The sequence below is a fragment of the Pseudomonas sp. UBA6323 genome (assembly GCF_002439135.1).
Lineage (GTDB): Bacteria > Pseudomonadota > Gammaproteobacteria > Pseudomonadales > Pseudomonadaceae > Aquipseudomonas.
Genome location: NZ_DJSX01000050.1, coordinates 29,186 through 45,913, shown reverse-complemented (window position 1 = coordinate 45,913; position 16,728 = coordinate 29,186). Strand labels below are relative to the sequence as shown.

Annotated in this window: 14 protein-coding genes; 3 read left to right on the top strand and 11 right to left on the bottom strand. The window is 63.5% G+C overall.

Features of this window, described 5'->3' with window-relative positions; genetic code table 11:
• Positions 1–365: 365 nt before the first annotated feature.
• On the top strand, positions 366–2,612 hold the full coding sequence (gene rlmKL / locus B3P22_RS11665) for a bifunctional 23S rRNA (guanine(2069)-N(7))-methyltransferase RlmK/23S rRNA (guanine(2445)-N(2))-methyltransferase RlmL (RefSeq protein WP_296271074.1): 2,247 nt from the start codon (positions 366–368) through the stop codon (positions 2,610–2,612).
• A gap of 70 nt (positions 2,613–2,682) precedes the next feature.
• On the opposite strand, the gene dacB is transcribed toward rlmKL, so the two are convergent.
• Entirely contained in the window at positions 2,683–4,119 is a 1,437-nt protein-coding gene (gene dacB, locus B3P22_RS11660; RefSeq protein WP_296271073.1) for a D-alanyl-D-alanine carboxypeptidase/D-alanyl-D-alanine endopeptidase, read from the bottom strand.
• Between the two features lie 246 nt (positions 4,120–4,365).
• Here dacB and B3P22_RS11655 point away from each other — a divergent pair, with 246 nt between their 5' ends.
• Positions 4,366–4,707, top strand: coding sequence for a YggL family protein (locus B3P22_RS11655; protein ID WP_197857872.1), 342 nt, complete (start codon positions 4,366–4,368; stop codon positions 4,705–4,707).
• A gap of 80 nt (positions 4,708–4,787) precedes the next feature.
• On the opposite strand, the gene B3P22_RS11650 is transcribed toward B3P22_RS11655, so the two are convergent.
• The 7 genes from B3P22_RS11650 to B3P22_RS11620 form a co-directional block, all read right to left on the bottom strand.
• Positions 4,788–7,739 carry an HD domain-containing phosphohydrolase gene (locus B3P22_RS11650; RefSeq protein WP_296271072.1) on the bottom strand — a complete coding sequence of 984 codons (2,952 nt, stop codon included), beginning with the start codon at positions 7,737–7,739 and terminating at the stop codon, positions 4,788–4,790.
• 70 nt (positions 7,740–7,809) lie between these two features.
• Positions 7,810–8,874, bottom strand: coding sequence for an FUSC family protein (locus B3P22_RS11645; RefSeq protein ID WP_296271071.1), 1,065 nt, complete (start codon positions 8,872–8,874; stop codon positions 7,810–7,812).
• Between the two features lie 12 nt (positions 8,875–8,886).
• A complete protein-coding gene (locus B3P22_RS11640; RefSeq protein WP_296271070.1) occupies positions 8,887–10,218 on the bottom strand; it encodes a deoxyguanosinetriphosphate triphosphohydrolase in 1,332 nt (443 codons plus the stop codon).
• A 72-nt stretch (positions 10,219–10,290) separates the two neighbouring features.
• Entirely contained in the window at positions 10,291–11,454 is a 1,164-nt protein-coding gene (locus B3P22_RS11635) for an EAL domain-containing protein (protein WP_296271069.1), read from the bottom strand.
• Between the two features lie 96 nt (positions 11,455–11,550).
• Positions 11,551–11,847 carry a hypothetical protein gene (locus tag B3P22_RS11630; RefSeq protein ID WP_197857877.1) on the bottom strand — a complete coding sequence of 99 codons (297 nt, stop codon included), beginning with the start codon at positions 11,845–11,847 and terminating at the stop codon, positions 11,551–11,553.
• Positions 11,844–12,203 carry a phage holin family protein gene (locus B3P22_RS11625; protein ID WP_197857878.1) on the bottom strand — a complete coding sequence of 120 codons (360 nt, stop codon included), beginning with the start codon at positions 12,201–12,203 and terminating at the stop codon, positions 11,844–11,846. The genes B3P22_RS11630 and B3P22_RS11625 overlap by 4 nt, the downstream gene beginning before the upstream one ends.
• An 8-nt stretch (positions 12,204–12,211) precedes the next feature.
• The gene (locus B3P22_RS11620) at positions 12,212–12,529 is read right to left on the bottom strand and encodes a DUF883 family protein (protein ID WP_197857879.1); all 318 of its coding nucleotides are present in this window, start codon (positions 12,527–12,529) and stop codon (positions 12,212–12,214) included.
• 370 nt (positions 12,530–12,899) lie between these two features.
• Between B3P22_RS11620 and B3P22_RS11615 the strand changes: the two genes are divergently transcribed.
• Positions 12,900–14,108, top strand: a complete 1,209-nt coding sequence (locus tag B3P22_RS11615) for an ammonium transporter (RefSeq protein WP_197857880.1) — start codon at positions 12,900–12,902, stop codon at positions 14,106–14,108.
• 84 nt (positions 14,109–14,192) lie between these two features.
• On the opposite strand, the gene B3P22_RS11610 is transcribed toward B3P22_RS11615, so the two are convergent.
• The 3 genes from B3P22_RS11610 to purM are packed head-to-tail and all read right to left on the bottom strand — an operon-like array spanning position 14,193 to position 16,620.
• On the bottom strand, positions 14,193–14,909 hold the full coding sequence (locus B3P22_RS11610; RefSeq protein WP_197857881.1) for a DUF3108 domain-containing protein: 717 nt from the start codon (positions 14,907–14,909) through the stop codon (positions 14,193–14,195).
• 8 nt (positions 14,910–14,917) lie between these two features.
• Complete coding sequence (gene purN / locus B3P22_RS11605) at positions 14,918–15,562, bottom strand: phosphoribosylglycinamide formyltransferase (protein WP_296271068.1); 645 nt, start codon at positions 15,560–15,562, stop codon at positions 14,918–14,920.
• Positions 15,562–16,620 carry a phosphoribosylformylglycinamidine cyclo-ligase gene (purM, locus tag B3P22_RS11600; RefSeq protein ID WP_296271067.1) on the bottom strand — a complete coding sequence of 353 codons (1,059 nt, stop codon included), beginning with the start codon at positions 16,618–16,620 and terminating at the stop codon, positions 15,562–15,564. Before purM ends, purN begins: the two co-directional genes overlap by 1 nt.
• Between the last annotated feature and the right edge of the window lie 108 nt (positions 16,621–16,728).

Here is a 16,728-nt window from a genome sequence, read left to right as displayed (position 1 = left end):
CCAGGCAGAAATTTTTCTGCCTACGAAAGTCCGCTGCCGGCGTGGCGAACTTTCTGCGCCTTCGCCATTGCAGCGAAAGCCTTAGGTAGTGTTCTAACGAATGCACCGGGGGCTGTGAATGATCGATTTGTCATAAGGGCGTAATCTAAATGAGGGTGTGGCCATAAGGACGCTTGAGACAGGTCCGGCGTCGCTCGGCCAGGCGGCGCCATAGCTGGCTGTGCGCACCGATGCCCTCAATTTGCTAGTGCAAATGAGAGTGCTTACTTATTCCGACGAAGGGCCGCACTGTGACCTTTTGTCACTTATTTTGAGTCGAGGTGCGCCGAAGCACCTCCCTGATTGCCATAGGCAGCGGAACATCCATGTCTGATCGTTACGAAATCGTGCTGACCTGCCCCAAGGGGCTCGAAGGCCTGTTGTTGGAAGAAGCCAAAGCGCTCGGGCTGGAGGAGGCTCGCGAGCAGACCGCTGCAGTCCGCGGTCATGCCGAGATCGAAGTGGCCTACCGCTTGTGCCTCTGGTCGCGATTGGCCAACCGTGTGTTGCTGGTGCTGTCGCGCTTTGCCATGAACAACGCCGATGAGCTGTACGAAGGCGTCAAGGCAGTGGACTGGCGGGACCATCTTGATCCGGCCGGCAGCCTGGCAGTGGAGTTCAGCGGCAATGGCTCGGGCATCGACAACACCCACTTCGGTGCACTCAAGGTCAAGGATGCGATCGTCGACCGGCTGCGCACGGCCGGCGGCGAGCGTCCCAGCGTCGACAAGCTCAACCCTGATTTGCGCGTGCATCTGCGCCTGGATCGTGGTGAGGCAGTGCTTTCTCTGGATCTGTCCGGGCATAGCCTGCACCAGCGCGGTTATCGCCTGCAGCAGGGTGCCGCGCCGCTGAAGGAGAACCTGGCCGCTGCGGTGCTGATCCGCGCCGGCTGGCCGCGCATCGCAGCCGAAGGCGGCGCACTGGCCGACCCGATGTGCGGCGTGGGCACCTTTCTGGTGGAGGCCGCGTTGATGGCCGCCGACATCGCGCCCAATCTCAAACGCGAACGCTGGGGCTTCTCCAACTGGCTCGGCCACGTGCCGGCCATCTGGAAGAAATTGCATGCCGAGGCCGAGCAGCGCGCGGCGGCGGGCTTGGCCAAGCCGCCACTGTGGATTCGCGGTTATGAAGCAGACCCGCGCCTGATCCAGCCTGGGCGCAACAACGTCGAGCGCGCCGGCCTCTCCGACTGGGTGAAGATCTATCAGGGCGAACTGGGCAGTTTCGAGCCTCGTCCGGACCAGAATCAGAAGGGCCTGGTGATCAGCAACCCGCCCTATGGTGAGCGTCTGGGCGATGAAGCCAGCCTGCTGTACCTCTATCAGAACCTCGGCGAGCGCCTGCGTCAGGCCTGCCTGGGCTGGGAGGCGGCGGTATTCACCGGGGCGCCGGAACTGGGCAAGCGCATGGGCCTGCGTAGCCATAAGCAGTATGCCTTCTGGAACGGTGCATTGGCCTGCAAGCTGTTGTTGATCAAGGTGCAGACCGAACAGTTCGTCACCGGTGAGCGGCGCACAGCGGAGCAACGCGAGCGTGAACGTGAGCAGAATGAGTTGCAGGCCGAGGCGCCCAAACTCAATCGCAACGGCAATCCGATCAAGCCGGCACCTGCGCCGGTCGAGCAGGCACGCCTGAGCGAGGGCGGGCAGATGTTCGCCAACCGCCTGCAGAAGAACCTCAAGCAACTGGGCAAGTGGGCGCGCCGCGAAGGCGTCGAATGCTACCGGCTGTACGATGCCGACATGCCGGAATATGCCCTGGCGGTCGACCTCTATGCTGACTGGGTGCATGTGCAGGAATACGCTGCGCCGCGCTCGGTCGACCCGGACAAGGCGCAGGCGCGCCTGCTCGATGCCCTGGCGGCGATCCCGCAGGCGCTGGGTGTGGCGCAGAACCGGGTGGCAATCAAACGTCGCGAGCGCCAGGCCGGCACCAAGCAGTATCAGCGCCAGGCCGCCCAGGGGCAGTTCATGGAGGTAAGCGAAGGCGGCGTCAAGCTGCTGGTCAACCTCACCGACTATCTGGACACCGGGCTGTTCCTCGATCACCGTCCGTTGCGCCTGCGCATTCAGCGCGAGGCGGCCGGCAAGCGTTTCCTCAATCTGTTCTGCTACACCGCCACGGCCACCGTACATGCGGCCAAGGGCGGGGCGCGCAGCACGACCAGCGTCGATCTATCGAAAACCTACCTGGACTGGGCGCGGCGTAATCTGTCGCTCAACGGTTTTTCCGACAAGCACCGCCTGGAGCAGGGCGATGTGATGGCCTGGTTGGGCGAGGATCGCAGCGAGTACGATCTAATCTTCATCGACCCGCCGACTTTCTCCAACTCCAAGCGCATGGAAGGCGTGTTCGATGTGCAGCGCGACCACGTCGAGTTACTCGACCTGGCCATGGCGCGTCTGGCCCGTGGCGGCGTGCTGTACTTCTCCAACAACTTCCGCAAGTTCCAGCTCGACGAGAGTCTGGTGGCGCGTTATCAGGTCGAGGAGATCAGCGCGCAGACCCTGGATCCGGACTTCGCCCGTAACCCGAAGATCCACCGCGCCTGGCGTTTCACCGCACGCTGACTGCGTAGCCCGGATGTAATCCGGGGCTCTGCGAGCCAGGCCCCGGATTGCATCCGGGCTACAAAAAGCGTCAGCGCTTGGGCTGCTTGTAGGTTTCCAGCAGCACCTGATCGAGAATCGAGGTGGCGCCCCAGGGCTTGGGGTCATTGAGGATGGCGACCACGGCCCAGTCCTGGCCATTGCTGTCGCGACTGTAGCCGGCGATGGCGCGCACGTTGTTCAACGTGCCGGTCTTGATGTGCGCCTCGCCCACCAGCGGTGTGCGTTGCAGACGCCTGCGCATGGTGCCGTCCATCGCCACCAGCGGCATCGAGCTGCGGAACTCGGCGGCGTACGGGCTGCGCCAGGCAGCCTGGAGAATCAGCGCCATCTCCCGTGCACTGATGCGCTCGGCGCGCGACAGGCCGGAGCCATTCTCCATCACTAGATGCGGTGCGGTGATGCCCTTGCGTGCCAGCCAGCTGCGAATCACCCGCTGCGCGGCCATGGAGTCGTCCTGGTCGGCTTCGGTACGGAACTGCGCCCCGATGCTGAGGAACAGCTGCCGGGCCATGGTGTTGTTACTGTACTTGTTGATGTCGCGGACGATCTCCACCACATCGGGCGAGAAGGCGCGAACCAGCATACGGGCCTTGTCCGGCACAGGGCCCTGGCGGTCCTTGCCGAGAATCTTGCCGCCCAGTTCCTGCCAGATGCCGCGTACCGCACCCGCTGCGTAGCTGGGGTGATCGAGCAGCGACAGGTAGGTCTGCGCGCTGCAGCCTTCGGCGAGCTGGCCGCTGACGATCAGGGTGGTGCCGTCGAACTCTTCCACTGCGTTGTAACGAATGTCCGGCCAGGATGGGCACTTGGCTGCCTTGAGCAGGCGGACCTGATTGTCGATACGCACCGAGGCGATGGGCGGGTCCATGGCGATGCTCACCTTGCCGTCTTCGGCACGGGTGATGAAACGTTGCGCCTTGAGGTTGACCAGCAGCGAGTCGGGTTTGACCAGGAAGGGTTTGTTGGCGTCGCCACCGTCGTCGTTGAAGGCGGGCAACTGCGGTGCGACGAAGAAACTGCGATCCAGCACCAGATCGCCCTGGACCTGGCGCACGCCGTTGATGCGCAGGTCACGCAGCAGCAGCCAGAGTTTTTCCATGTTCAGTTTCGGGTCGCCGCCACCTTTCAGGTAGAGGTTGCCATGCAGTACGCCGTCCTTCAGTGGGCCGTCGACATAGAACTCGGTCTTCCACTGATGGTTTGGGCCCAGCAGTTCGAGTGCCGCATAGGTGGTCACCAGCTTCATGGTCGATGCCGGGTTGACCGAGACATCGGCGTTGAATTGCAGGCCGCCGGTCTGTCCGCCGAGCGGCACGGTCATCACCGACAGCGAGTTGTTGGAAATTTTGTTGGCCTTCAGCGCCTGTTCCACCTTGGCAGGCAGTGCGGCGCTGGCGGCATGGCAGGAGAGGGCGAGGGGGAGAATTACGGCGCTCAGCGCCAGTTGGCGAAACCGCTGAATCATCGACAGGAACCTTCCGCAATCAGGCGGGAGCAACGAGGGAGACAGACAAACGACCGTCCGGCTCGGGGAAAAGTTGCCGGCATTATGCCGCAAGAGCCGATCCTTAGTTGGCCCCAGCCGTTTAAAACCGTCGCGGCAAACAGCTGGTGTTCAACCTGTGCCCGGGTGTGCCAGGCAACACAAGACGGGCGCTTGGCCGGCGAAAATGCTAGAGTGCCGCGCGTTATCACCTTTGAGGATTGTTTCATGGCGACCAACCGTTCCCGCCGTCTGCGCAAGAAGCTCTGTGTCGATGAATTCCAGGAGCTGGGCTTCGAGCTGACCCTGAACTTCAAGGCCGACCTGAGCGACCAGACTCTCGACGACTTCGTCGATCAGTTCCTCGATCAGGCCATCGCCGGCAATGGTCTGGACTACGTCGGTGGCGAAGACTACGGTCTGGTCTGCCTGGCCAAGCGTGGCTCGGTCAACGAGGAGCAGCGCGCTGCCGTCGAGGCCTGGCTCAAGGGCCGCGACGAGCTGGAGAACTACGAAATCAGTCCGCTGTTGGACGTCTGGTATCCGGAGAACCCGATCAACCAGGCTTGATCGGCGTTCGGCCAATCCAGGTCATGGTCTTGTAGGAGCGGACGGGCGGCGTTCCGCTTTATTCGCGAATAAAACCGCTCCTACACAATGCCTGCCTTTTCCAGCAGTGCCTGCTCGTCTACCTCATCGATCTGCTCGGGCCGCATGAAGCGTTCGGCGTAGCGTCGATGGATGCCGCTACGGACGAACAGAGCGAACAGCTGCGGGTCGATGTGCGCCCCCTTGCACATGCCTACCATGATGTTCAGCGCTTCCGACAGCGTCTTGCCCTTCTTGTACGGGCGATCCACCGCGGTTAGCGCTTCGAAGATATCGGCGATCGCCATCATCCTCGCCGGCAGGCTCATCTGCTCGCGCGTCAGGCGCTTGGGATAGCCGCTGCCGTCCATCTTTTCGTGATGCCCGCCGGCGATCTCGGTGACGCTCTGCAGGTGCCTGGGAAAAGGCAGGCGGTCGAGCATCAGAATGGTCTGCACGATGTGATGGTTGATGATGTAGCGTTCCTCGGCCGTCAGCGTGCCGCGGGCGATGCTCAGGTTGTGCAACTCGCCACGGTTGAACTTGTAGGGCGGTACCTCCAGCTTGAAGCCCCAGCGGTTGTCCGGCGCGATCAGCTCCTGAGCCGGCCGCTCGATCAGATGATCGAGGCGGTCGGCCAGTAGCGCCTCTTCCACCGGCAGTTCGTCGGTCGCCGTGCGCTCCAGGCGTTTGGCCTCTTCCCAGGAAACGCCCAGGCGGTTGTCCAAAGTGCGCAGCCAGCGTCTTTCGGCGATCTGCCCGAGACGTGCCTGGTCGGCATCGGCCATGGCCTCGCCACCCAGGTTGATGCGCGCGATGAAGGCGAATTCGTCGTCCAGATCGCTCAGCAGCTGGTCGCGCAGGGCCGCCAGCGCGGTGTCGTCTCCGCCTTCGGCGCGGCCACGCCAGTAGGCGACCCAGGCATCGCGCTTGAGCACCTCGAAGCGCATGCGCACCTCGTGAATACGGTCGTACAGGGTTTCCAGCTTGGTTGCCTTGTCGACCACGTATTCGGGGGTGGTGACCTTGCCGCAGTCATGCAGCCAGGCGGCGATATGCAGTGCTTCCCATTCCTCGTCGCTGGGGTTGTAGTCACGAAATTCGGGTGCGTCGCTCGCGGCTACGGCGCGCGCCAGCATCAGGGTGATTTCCGGCACGCGCTGGCAGTGGCCGCCGGTGTAGGGACTCTTGGCATCGATGGCGCCGGCGATCAGCTGGATGAAGGCATCGAGCAGTTGCTTCTGCCGGGCCAGCAGACGCTGGCTCTCGATGCACAGGGCGGCGCTGCCGGAGACTGCGTCGACGAAGGCCACCCGGTCCCGGCTGAGCATGCTTTCGCTGTTCTCGCCGCTATCGCGTTGCAACAGCACCAGTACGCCGACCGTGTCACCCTGGCGGTTGTGCAGGCCGGCGGCGATCAAGTGCAGGCGCGGGCTGTCCATGGCCGAGAGCAGTCCTTGAAATTCGCCCGCCTGATCGAAGCCGATGGAGGTGGCAACGCTTTCGCCGCCGCTGGCCGGGCGTTGCAGCCAGGCGGGTAGCGTCGGATCTGCGTGGGCCAGTGCATGGATGCCCAGCTCGGCGAGGCTGCGGCTCTGACCGTCGATCACCAGTCCCTGGGGCTCCAGTCTATCGTTGTCATTGTCGAGCAGATAGAGCAGCCCGCCCTGCGCATCGCTGATGGAAACGGTGGCGTCCATCACCCGTTTGATCAGCATGTCGAAATGGGTTTCCGCGGAAAGGCTGGCGGCGATGTCGAGGAAGCTCGACAGGGTGTCTTTCATGCTGCCCATCGACACCGCCAGTTGGTCGACTTCGAGAATCGGCGAGCGGCCACTGGCCGGGTGGCTGAAGTCGAAGCGGCGGATGGCCTGCGCTTCCTGCACCAGGCTGCGCAGGGGTTTGGCCACCAGACGCGAGGTCAGCCAGCCCAGCGGCAGGCACAGCAGCAGCGTGGTCAAAGTGATCAACGCGCCCTGCCAGCGGATGCGATAGGCCTCGGCCAACAGCTCCTGCTCGGGCACCAGCAGCGCCAGATGCAGGCCCTGCGGGCCGCCTTCCTGAATGTGCCGGTGGGCCATTGCCCAGCGTTGTCTGGCCAGTTCGACAATGCCCTCGTCCTGTTCGTTGAGGTGGCCGGACAGCAATTCACCCAGTGCCGGGTCGAGTTCACTGACCTTGACCAGCGATACCTTGCCCTCGACCTCCTTGAGCAGGCGGTTGCTCTCCGGGTAGGCCACCGCGTTGCCGTCGGTGTCGGCGAGCACCACCTGGCTGTTGGGCGTGACACGGTGAGTGGCCAGCGTGGCGGAGAGATCGTCGAGCGTGAGGTCGGCACCGAGTACGGTGGTCAGCCCGCTGCGCCTGGCCAGGGTGGTGCCGATTTCCTGGCTGGAAAAGAACAGGTAGGGCGCGGTGGTGATCTGCCCGCCGTCGCCGCGGGCGCGCTTGAACCACTCGCGCTGTCGCGGATCGTAGGGTTCGCTGAGCTTCTGGCGGCGGCTGAGCGGGTTCAGCGAGCCGTCGTAGAACAGATAGTTGCTCTCGGTTCCGGCGCTGCTGCGGTCGATGGTCCAGACCTGATAGGCGGCGTTTTCAGGTGCGTCGAAGAGTTGCTTGAGCGCCTCGCTGCGCAGTGGCCTGACCATGAAGAAGTCGCCGTCCTCGTAGCCGAGATAGATCGAGGCCAGCTTGGGATTGTCGCGTAGTGCCTGGACGAACAGCGGCAGCATTTCCAGGCGTTCATCGAGTGTTTCCGCTTGGGCGGCCGGGTGCAGCGCCAGCAGGCTGAGCAGGTGGCGGATGGGGCGATAGGTGTTGTCCAGATCGCGCTGCACGTCGTGCTGGATGCGCTCGAAGAGTGTCGAGCTGCTGGAGAAAATCAGCCGGCTGGTCTGCTGGTAATTGAACAACCCCAGCACGACACCGGTGAACAGCAGCAGAAGCGTGAACAGAACACTGATATGAACGTGCAGAGGGAAACGGCGTTCCCGCGCAACGGCGGTATTGAGCATCGCACTTCACTCCTTGCGGGCGCTGCAGGCTTCCACAGCATAGTGAAGAGTGAGCGAATCTGCCTAAACGTTATAAGGGCTGTTGTGAGGCGTCCTCGCTCTTGCCCGTTTTGTTCAGTTGCAGGCGCAGGCCATGCACCAGAAGGGCCACGGTCAGAGTCAGGGCGACACCGATCAGCGCGTTGAGCAGGCGCACCTCGGCCAGGTGCCAGTCCTGCGACAGGCTTTCCGCCAGGAGCACGAAGCACAGGCTGGTCTGCAGCACGAACAAACCGTAGTGATTGGCTTTCAACGCGCGGCTGAGGATCACCAGTACCAGCAGCGTCATCACCATCATTGGCGGGCTTTGCAGACTGTGACCGAAGAGGATCAGCAGGCCGGCGGCGGCGAGACTGGCAAGGCTGGCCTGCAGCGCGCGTACCAGGCTGCCCTGGAACTCCAGCTGCAGCGTGCTGATGACGGTCAGCGTCAGCCAGTAACCACGCGACAGGCCGGCCAGATTGACGATCAGCCCGGAGGCGGCGAAAGCCAGCATGCAGGCCAGCGCATGCAGGCGCCATTGCTGGCGTGGCAGGCGCTGCGCGTGGCGCTTGAGTACCTTGAGAACGGCGAGAAAACGCGGCATGTATGGCCACATGCGCAGGCCATGGAGGCCGCGCAGGCCGAAGGCCAGCAACATCACCCACAACCCGCCGAGGGTGAACAGCATGGCCACCGCGTAGGGATTATGCAGGTTGCCGATGCCGAACTGCCCTTGGCCGAGGCAGACACAGATGCACAAGCCGATGCCCAGCTTGCCGGCCTCGCTGCCGAAGCGCTGCAGCCAGGCCAGCAGCAGGCCAAAGGCGGCGAAAATGCCCACGCTGACCAGCGGGTGACTGCCGGCCCAGAAGCCCAGGCCGGCGCTGCAGGCGCCGAGCCCGGTGAGCAGCAGCATGCGCAACATGCCGAAGCGGTGCAGCGGATTGGCCTGCGCGGCCTGGAAGGCTCCGGCCGAGGCCCAGAGAAACCCACTATGAGCGGTGAACAGACCGAGCAGCAGCGGCAGTGCACAGCCCAGTCCGGCCACCACGGCCGGGCCCCAGGCCGGTGGCCCGGCATGCCAGGTGAAGCTGTTGCGAATCAGGTTCTTCATGTGCGCTTTTCGTCAGACCGGGCTCGAACGGCCGGTCATTTCCCTGGCCATTTCCGTAGCGTAGCTGTCTGTCATGCCGGCGATGAAGTCAATCACCCGCATGAACGAGCGATACAGCGGCCAGCCCGGTTCAGGCGCGTAATAGCTGAGGAGGTCGAGGATGCGCCGATGCTTGAATGACAGCGCGCGTCCGCTGTGCTGTTCCAGCGCCGCGCCGCAGAAGGCATTGAGGAGGATTTCCAGCGTGGTGTAGGCGCCGATCTCGTGCAGCGTCTTGCGCTTGTCGTGGAAAATCTTCTCCCGGGCCAGTGACTTCGCGCTCTGCACGCAGCGCTTGGCCGCGCCGTGCATGTGTTCGACCAGATCGCCCTGCAGGCTGCCGTTGAGCATTGCCTGCTGCTGCTCGACGAAGGCACTGGCCGCGGCGTTGGTCAGGTGCTCGATGGCCTTGCCGCGCAGGATCGCCAGTTTGCGCCGGCGCGAGTCCCGTGGGCCGAGCTGGCGATAGGTTTCCGGCAGATCGTCGCCGACCAGATCGAGCAGCAGCGCCTCGACTTCGGTGTAGTCGAGCAGCTCCATCTCCACGCCGTCTTCCAGGTCGATCAGGCCGTAGCAGATGTCGTCCGCCGCCTCCATTAGATAGACCAGTGGATGGCGCGCCCAGCGTTGGGCCTCGAGCTGCGGCAATTCGAGCTTGGCGGCGATTTGTTCGAGCAGCGGCAACTCGCTCTGGTAGCAGCCGAACTTGTGTTTCTTGTAGCCCTGAGCGTCGGCATGGCGCGCCGTCCAGGGGTACTTGAGGTAAGTGCCGAGGGTCGCGTAGGTCAGCCGTGTGCCGCCGTCGAACTGGTGGTATTCGAGCTGGGTGAGCACGCGAAAGCCCTGGGCGTTGCCTTCGAAATTGAGAAAGTCGCAGCGCTCGGCATCGCTTATCGCATCCAGCCAGCCACGCCCGGCGGCCTGCTGAAACCAGTGGCGGATGGCGTCTTCGCCGGAATGGCCGAACGGTGGGTTGCCGATGTCGTGAGCCAGACAGGCCGACTGCACGACCATGCCCAGATCGCTGGGCGTGCACCACTGGGGCAGTTCGTCACGCAGCATCTCGCCGACGCGCATGGCCAGGGAGCGGCCGACACAGCTGACTTCCAGCGAGTGGGTCAGGCGGGTATGGATATGGTCGTTGCTGGAAACCGGATGCACCTGCGTCTTGCGCCCCAGGCGGCGGAAGGCACCGGAGAAGATGATGCGGTCATGATCCTTGTGAAAGGGGCTGCGTCCGAGCTCTGCCGAGCCGGGCGCGGGTTTGCCGAGACGTTCGCGGGTGAGCAGGGTGTGCCAATCCAAGGCCGATCCTCGCCAGGTTGATCCGGGCCCCTAGCTTGGTTGTTCGTGCCGCTGCCTGCAACCCCGGGTTGGCTACAGGCCGGCGGCGTCGATGTCCACCAACAGCAGGCGACGACCGTTGTCGATGAACTGGCCAGCCGTCAGGCAGTACTGGTTGGTGGTGGCGTCGCGGTAGGTGGTGGACAGGGTCAGGCGCCGTTCCTCCCAGCCTTCGGCCAGCAGTTGATAGAAGTAGGGGCGCCACGACCAGTTGTGGCCGAGGTAGCGGTCATCTGCCTGCCAGGCGTGCTGGCGCCATTCCAGGTTCGGCGTCAGCTGGGTGCCATGGCGGTCGCACTGATAGGTGCGCAGCAGCCAGGGATAGTTATTCGGTGCGCGCAGGCTGCTCGCCGCAGCACCGCTTTCGGCCCAGGCCCGCAGCTCGGCCATCAGTTCGGTCAACTGCTGGCGCAGGTTGAGCAGACGCGCACGCTCGGCAAGTTTCTGCTGCACGTAGCTGTCGCGCAAACGTGCGAAACGGCCGACGAAGGCATCGCTGGCGAACAGCTCCCGCTCGGGCTTGGCGAAGAGAAAACCCTGCACATAGCGTGCGCCGCACTCCAGGGCGAAGTTCAGCTCGGCTTCGGTCTCCACCCCTTCGGCGATGATCCAGCAGCCGGTCTTCTCCGCCATCTGCGCCAGGGCCTTGACCACCTCGCCGCTGGGGCCGCCACGCGCCGCTTCCTGAAACAGGCGCATGTCCAGCTTGAGGATGTCCGGCTGCAAGGCCAGTACGCGGTCGAGCTGCGAGTAGCCGGCACCGAAGTCGTCGATGGCGATACGCGCGCCGGCTTCACGGTAGCGCGCGACCACGTCGGGCAGCCGCTGTCGGGCGCCACCCAGTTCGGTTATTTCGAAGACGATGCGCGCTGGGTCGATACGGCTGCGCTGCAGTTGAATCAGACTGGGAAGGGGTTGGGCCGGGCGCAACAGGCTGATCCAGCGCGGCGAAATGTTCAGGCTGAGAAACCAGTCGCTGGGGGCTTCGCCAAAGCGCTGCAGCGCATCTTCGCGGACTTGGCGGTCCAGGCGCCGCAGGGCTGCGGTGGGCGTTTTAGGGTCAGCGAAGAGGTGGCCGGCTGAACGCTCCTGGCCACTGCTATCACGCAGCCGGGCCAGCGCTTCAACGCCAGCTATGCGGCCAGTGGCCGTGTCGATGAAGGGTTGGAAGACGGCGAATGGCTGTCCGTCGAGCACTGAATGTCCTTAGCTGCGAGCAGTTGGCCGCATGAAGCGGCAGACTGCTCGACCAAGCAAGATTACGGCCACTCCTCGCAAGGGTGGCCGTAATTGCTACCTCATGGGACGGTGCCGAAGCAACGGAATGACCAGCAGCGCCAGGCGCAACAAGCTACGCATGCCCCGCTTGCGAACCAGCAACGCGGTCAGCGTCGCTGCTCCACCTGCGAGCCAGAATGGTGCAGTACCCTGGCGCAAGCGTTGTCCGTAGTCACGAGCCTGGCGTAGCGGGCTGGTGAGCTGCAACGCTTCATGGCGAACCTCCTGGCGGCGCATTTCCAGGCGCATACGCAGCACGGCCTTACGCATTTCGCGCGGTGAGGCGCCTGGGGGCATGGTGGGAGTGGTCATGGCAACAGTTGCTCCTTGTCTCGTTGCAATTCTTCCAGCGTCGCGCTGAAAGGCGCTTCAGCGTTCCGCAAGCTCTGCACCAGCCAGGTACCGCAGGCTAGCAGGCCCGCTCCATGGAACATACACAACCCTATGGCCACTGCCAGGCGGTGGCTGTCCCAGAAGATGACCAGCAACAGAACGGACAAACCGAACAACAGAAGCAGAGCAAAACTGAAGCACAGGCCCCCGAGCAGCAGCGCACGCAGTGCCTGGTTGCGCTGGTCCTCCAGTTCATGGGCCATCAGCGCGATGTGGCCTTGCAACAGGCCGAGCAGCGCTGCCCCGAGACGACGGGCTGAAGAGTCCTTGGACATGGGCGCTGTCAACGACGGCTCATCATAAGGCCGAGCACCAGGCCGACAGCGGCTGCTACGCCGACGGCCTGCCACGGATGCTTGTGGACGTACTCTTCGGTGGCATCGACGGCGACCTTGCCCTGCTGACGCAGGCTGGCCTCGGCGTCATGCAGGGTTTCCCGGGCGCGGCCCAGGCTGCTGCGAATATCGTCGCGCAGGGCTTCGGCCTGTTCACCGGCGAGGCTGGCGGAATGTTGCAGGAGCTTCTCGGTGTCGCTGACCAGAGCCTGGAATTCATCCAGCAGGGCGTCCTTAGTGCTTGAAATAGCGGCTTTGTTTGGCATGGCGAGCAGTCCTCTGCATTGGGTATGTATGGTTTACGAGTGCTCGGCGGCGCCAGGGTTCCACAAGAATAGTCGCAGAGTGACCGGTTTGGCGTTTGGTATGGCGATTGCATTTTGCTGGTGCGCGAAAGCCAGCGATGCCCTGCAATGGGGCCTTTCGGGTTTGGCTCAGGATGGTCTGTTTCGCGCATAACCATTTGATTAAAAAGAAATAAGCATCGATCAGTCGATTTCGGTGGCGCCATTTCAGGGCCGCCTGTCGGCACTCTTTCGGGGGCGCGCCCTGCAGCCTGGCTGCATTGTGGTGCGAGTTTTCGAGAGATGCCTTGGTTTGGTGCCTTTTCCTCTGCCTCCGGAGTTTTCGTCTTCGATGGAAAACATCAATAGTGCCGTGGCCACGCTGATTCACGGCTCCAATACTCTGTTCATCCTGCTGGGTGCGATCATGGTCCTGGCCATGCATGCCGGTTTCGCCTTCCTCGAAGTAGGTACGGTACGGCAGAAGAACCAGGTCAATGCGCTGTCGAAGATTCTTTCGGACTTCGCCATTTCCACGCTGGCGTACTTCTTCATCGGTTACTGGGTCGCCTATGGCATCAATTTCCTCGAGCCGGCCGCGGTGCTGACCGAACACCATGGCTATGGCCTGGTGAAGTTCTTCTTTCTGCTGACCTTCGCCGCCGCGATTCCGGCGATCATCTCCGGCGGTATTGCCGAGCGCGCCAAGTTCGGCCCGCAGCTATGCGCCACGGTGTTGATCGTGGCCTTCGTCTATCCATTCTTCGAGGGCATGATCTGGAACGCCAACTACGGTGTGCAGGCCTGGCTCGAAGCGCGCTTCGGTGCAGGCTTTCATGACTTCGCGGGGTCGGTGGTGGTGCATGCCATGGGCGGCTGGCTGGCGTTCGGTGCGGTGCTGCTGCTCGGTCGTCGCAATGGTCGTTACCGCGACGGCAAGCTGGTGGCCATGGCACCGTCGAACATTCCATTTCTGGCGCTGGGATCATGGATCCTGATCATCGGATGGTTCGGCTTCAACGTGATGAGCGCGCAGACGCTCGAAGGCGTCAGCGGCCTGGTGGCCGTCAACTCGCTGATGGCCATGGTCGGCGGTACCGTCGCGGCGCTGGCGGTCGGTCGTAACGATCCTGGCTTCCTGCACAACGGCCCGCTCGCCGGCCTAGTGGCGATCTGCGCCGGTTCGGATCTGATGCACCCGATCGGCGCACTGGCCACGGGCGCCATCGCCGGTGCGCTGTTCGTCTGGGCCTTCACTGCGACTCAGGTGAAGTGGAAGATCGACGACGTGCTCGGCGTGTGGCCATTACATGGCCTATGCGGCGTCTGGGGCGGTATCGCCTGCGGCATTTTCGGGCTCGAAGCCTTTGGCGGCCTGGGTGGCGTGAGCCTGGCCAGCCAGGTGATCGGCACGGCGCTGGGTGTGGTGATCGCGTTGGTCGGTGGCTTTGCGGTGTATGGCCTGCTCAAGACTTCCCTGGGCATTCGCCTGAGTCAGGAAGAGGAGTACAACGGCGCCGACCTGTCGATTCACAGGATTGGTGCGATGAGTCAGGACTGATACTTGTCAGGCGCTGCCCGATCAGCGCCTATGGTGGGCAATAAAAAACCGGGCATTTGCCCGGTTTTTTTGTTCGTGCGCCGATCAGTCGCGGCGGCCTTCCACGGCCTTGCCGGCGACGGTGCCTTCCTTGAGCATGATCTGGTATTCCTTGCCGTCGGTTTCCACCTGGTGCAGGCGCACCAGCAGGTGGCCCCAATCCTTGGCAAACCACAGTACGGTCTTGCGGGTGCTCTGCGTGGGGTCACGCACACGCTCGACCTTGATCGAATCGATCAGGCCGGCTTTGGTGCGTACCACTTCCTCGCCCAGCACACGGAAGTCGTAGGTTTCGATTTCGTCACCATCGACCACCTGGTAGCTCACGCTCTTCTTGCCGGCTGCAACGTCCTGCTGCAGGGCGATCTGGTAGGTCGACTTGTCCAGCAGGCCGCGGTTGAGGGGAAAGGTAACGGCATCGCCACGGTCGTTGCCGATGACCTGCTTCTGCTCCCAATCGAAGTCCTGCTCGACCTTCTTGCCCTTGCCCAGGCCGCTGCGGTTGAGGCGATAGGTCAGCGGCAGCAGGGCTCCGTTGTCGACGCGGAAGGTGCTTTCTTCGGTCAGGCCGGCGACCAGCATCGAGGCCTCGAAATTGAGTGTCCAGCGACCGTCGTCCTCGTGCTTGAGGCTGCGCTCGGCGCTGCCGCTTACCGGCAGCTGCTTCCAGTCGGCGGTATAGCTGGCGGAGAAAGGCTGCAGGTCCTCGGCGAGGGCTGGCAGGGCGAACAGTGTCATGGCGAACAGCAGGGCACGACGCATAGAGTCTCCTAGGTTCGAATCAGGTGGCCGCTGGCGGGTAGCGGCTGGCCATCCAGCATTGCGCCTTGGGCGCCGAGACGCAAGCGGCCTTCGGCAAACCAGCGTACGGCCAGGGGATAGATCTGGTGTTCCTGCTGATGCACGCGACTGGCCAGGCTTTCGGCCGTGTCGTCTGCCGTCACTGGCAGCACAGCTTGTACGACCAGGGGGCCACCATCGAGTTCCTCGGTGACGAAGTGCACGCTGCAGCCGTGCTCGCTGTCGCCAGCCTCCAGCGCTCGCTGGTGCGTATGCAGACCCTTGTGCCTGGGCAGCAGCGAGGGGTGGATGTTCAGCAGGCGCCCAGCGTAGTGCTGAACGAAGCCCGGCGTAAGAATGCGCATGAAGCCGGCCAGCACCACCAGATCGGGCTGATGGGCATCGATGGCCAGGATCAGGGCTGCATCGAAGGCTTCGCGGCCGTCGAACTGCTTGTGGTCAAGCAGTTCGGTAGCGATGCCGGCCCGTTGCGCCCGTTGCAGACCGTAGGCATCGGCGCGGTTGGAGATGACCACGGCGATGCGAGCCGGATTGCCGTCGTGGCCGAGGCTGTCGATCAGCGCTTGCAGGTTGCTGCCTGACCCTGAGATCAGGACGACGACATTACAGGGCATCAGTGGCTTTTCAGGTTGTTCAGCTGAACCTGAGCCGCGCCTTCGGCCGCTTCGGTGATCTGACCGATGACCCAGGGCTGCTCGCCGCTGGTGCGCAGGCTGGCCAGGGCTGCATCGACCTGATCCTGGGCGACGCAGATGACCATGCCGACGCCGCAGTTCAGCACGCGGTGCATTTCGTGCTCGTCGACGTTGCCTTGTTCCTGCAGCCAGTCGAACACGGCCGGGCGATTCCAGCTGGCTACGTCGATCACCGCCTGAGCGCCTTGCGGCAGTACGCGCGGGATGTTGTCCAGCAGGCCGCCGCCGGTGATGTGGGCCATGGCCTTGACCGCGCCGGTGTCCTTGATCAGCTTGAGCAGCGGCTTGACGTAAATGCGGGTCGGCGCCATCAGCAGGTCGGTCAGCGCCTTGCCGCCCAGTTGCACCTGCTCGATGTCGGCGCCGGAGACTTCGATGATCTTGCGGATCAGCGAGTAGCCATTGGAGTGCGGGCCGGAGGAGGGCAGGGCGATCAGCGCATCGCCGGTGACGACCTTGGAGCCGTCGATAATCTCGCTCTTTTCCACCACGCCGACGCAGAAGCCGGCCAGGTCGTAGTCTTCGCCTCCGTACATGCCCGGCATTTCGGCGGTTTCACCACCGACCAGGGAGCAGCCGGCCAGCTCGCAACCGGCGCCGATGCCGGTGACCACGGTGGCGGCCACGTCGACGTTGAGCTTGCCGGTCGCGTAGTAGTCGAGGAAGAACAGCGGCTCGGCGCCGCAGACCACCAGATCGTTGACGCACATGGCGACCAGGTCCTGGCCGATGCTGTCGTGCTTGTTCAGGTTCAGCGCCAGGCGCAGTTTGGTACCGACGCCATCGGTGCCGGACACCAGCACCGGCTGCTTGTAGCCAGCCGGGATCTCGCACAGGGCGCCGAAGCCGCCCAGGCCACCCATGACTTCCGGACGGGCAGTGCGCTTGGCGACGCCTTTGATGCGCTCGACCAGGGCTTCACCGGCATCGATGTCGACGCCTGCGTCCTTGTAGCTGATGGAGGGTTGCTTGCTCATAGATCCGGGCCTTTGGATGGGGAGTTCGTGTAGGCGCCGATGTGGCGCAGGCTCTCAGGAGCCCGGTGCGCGTACCGGCTGGCGAAGGCGCGCGATTTTATCAGGCTT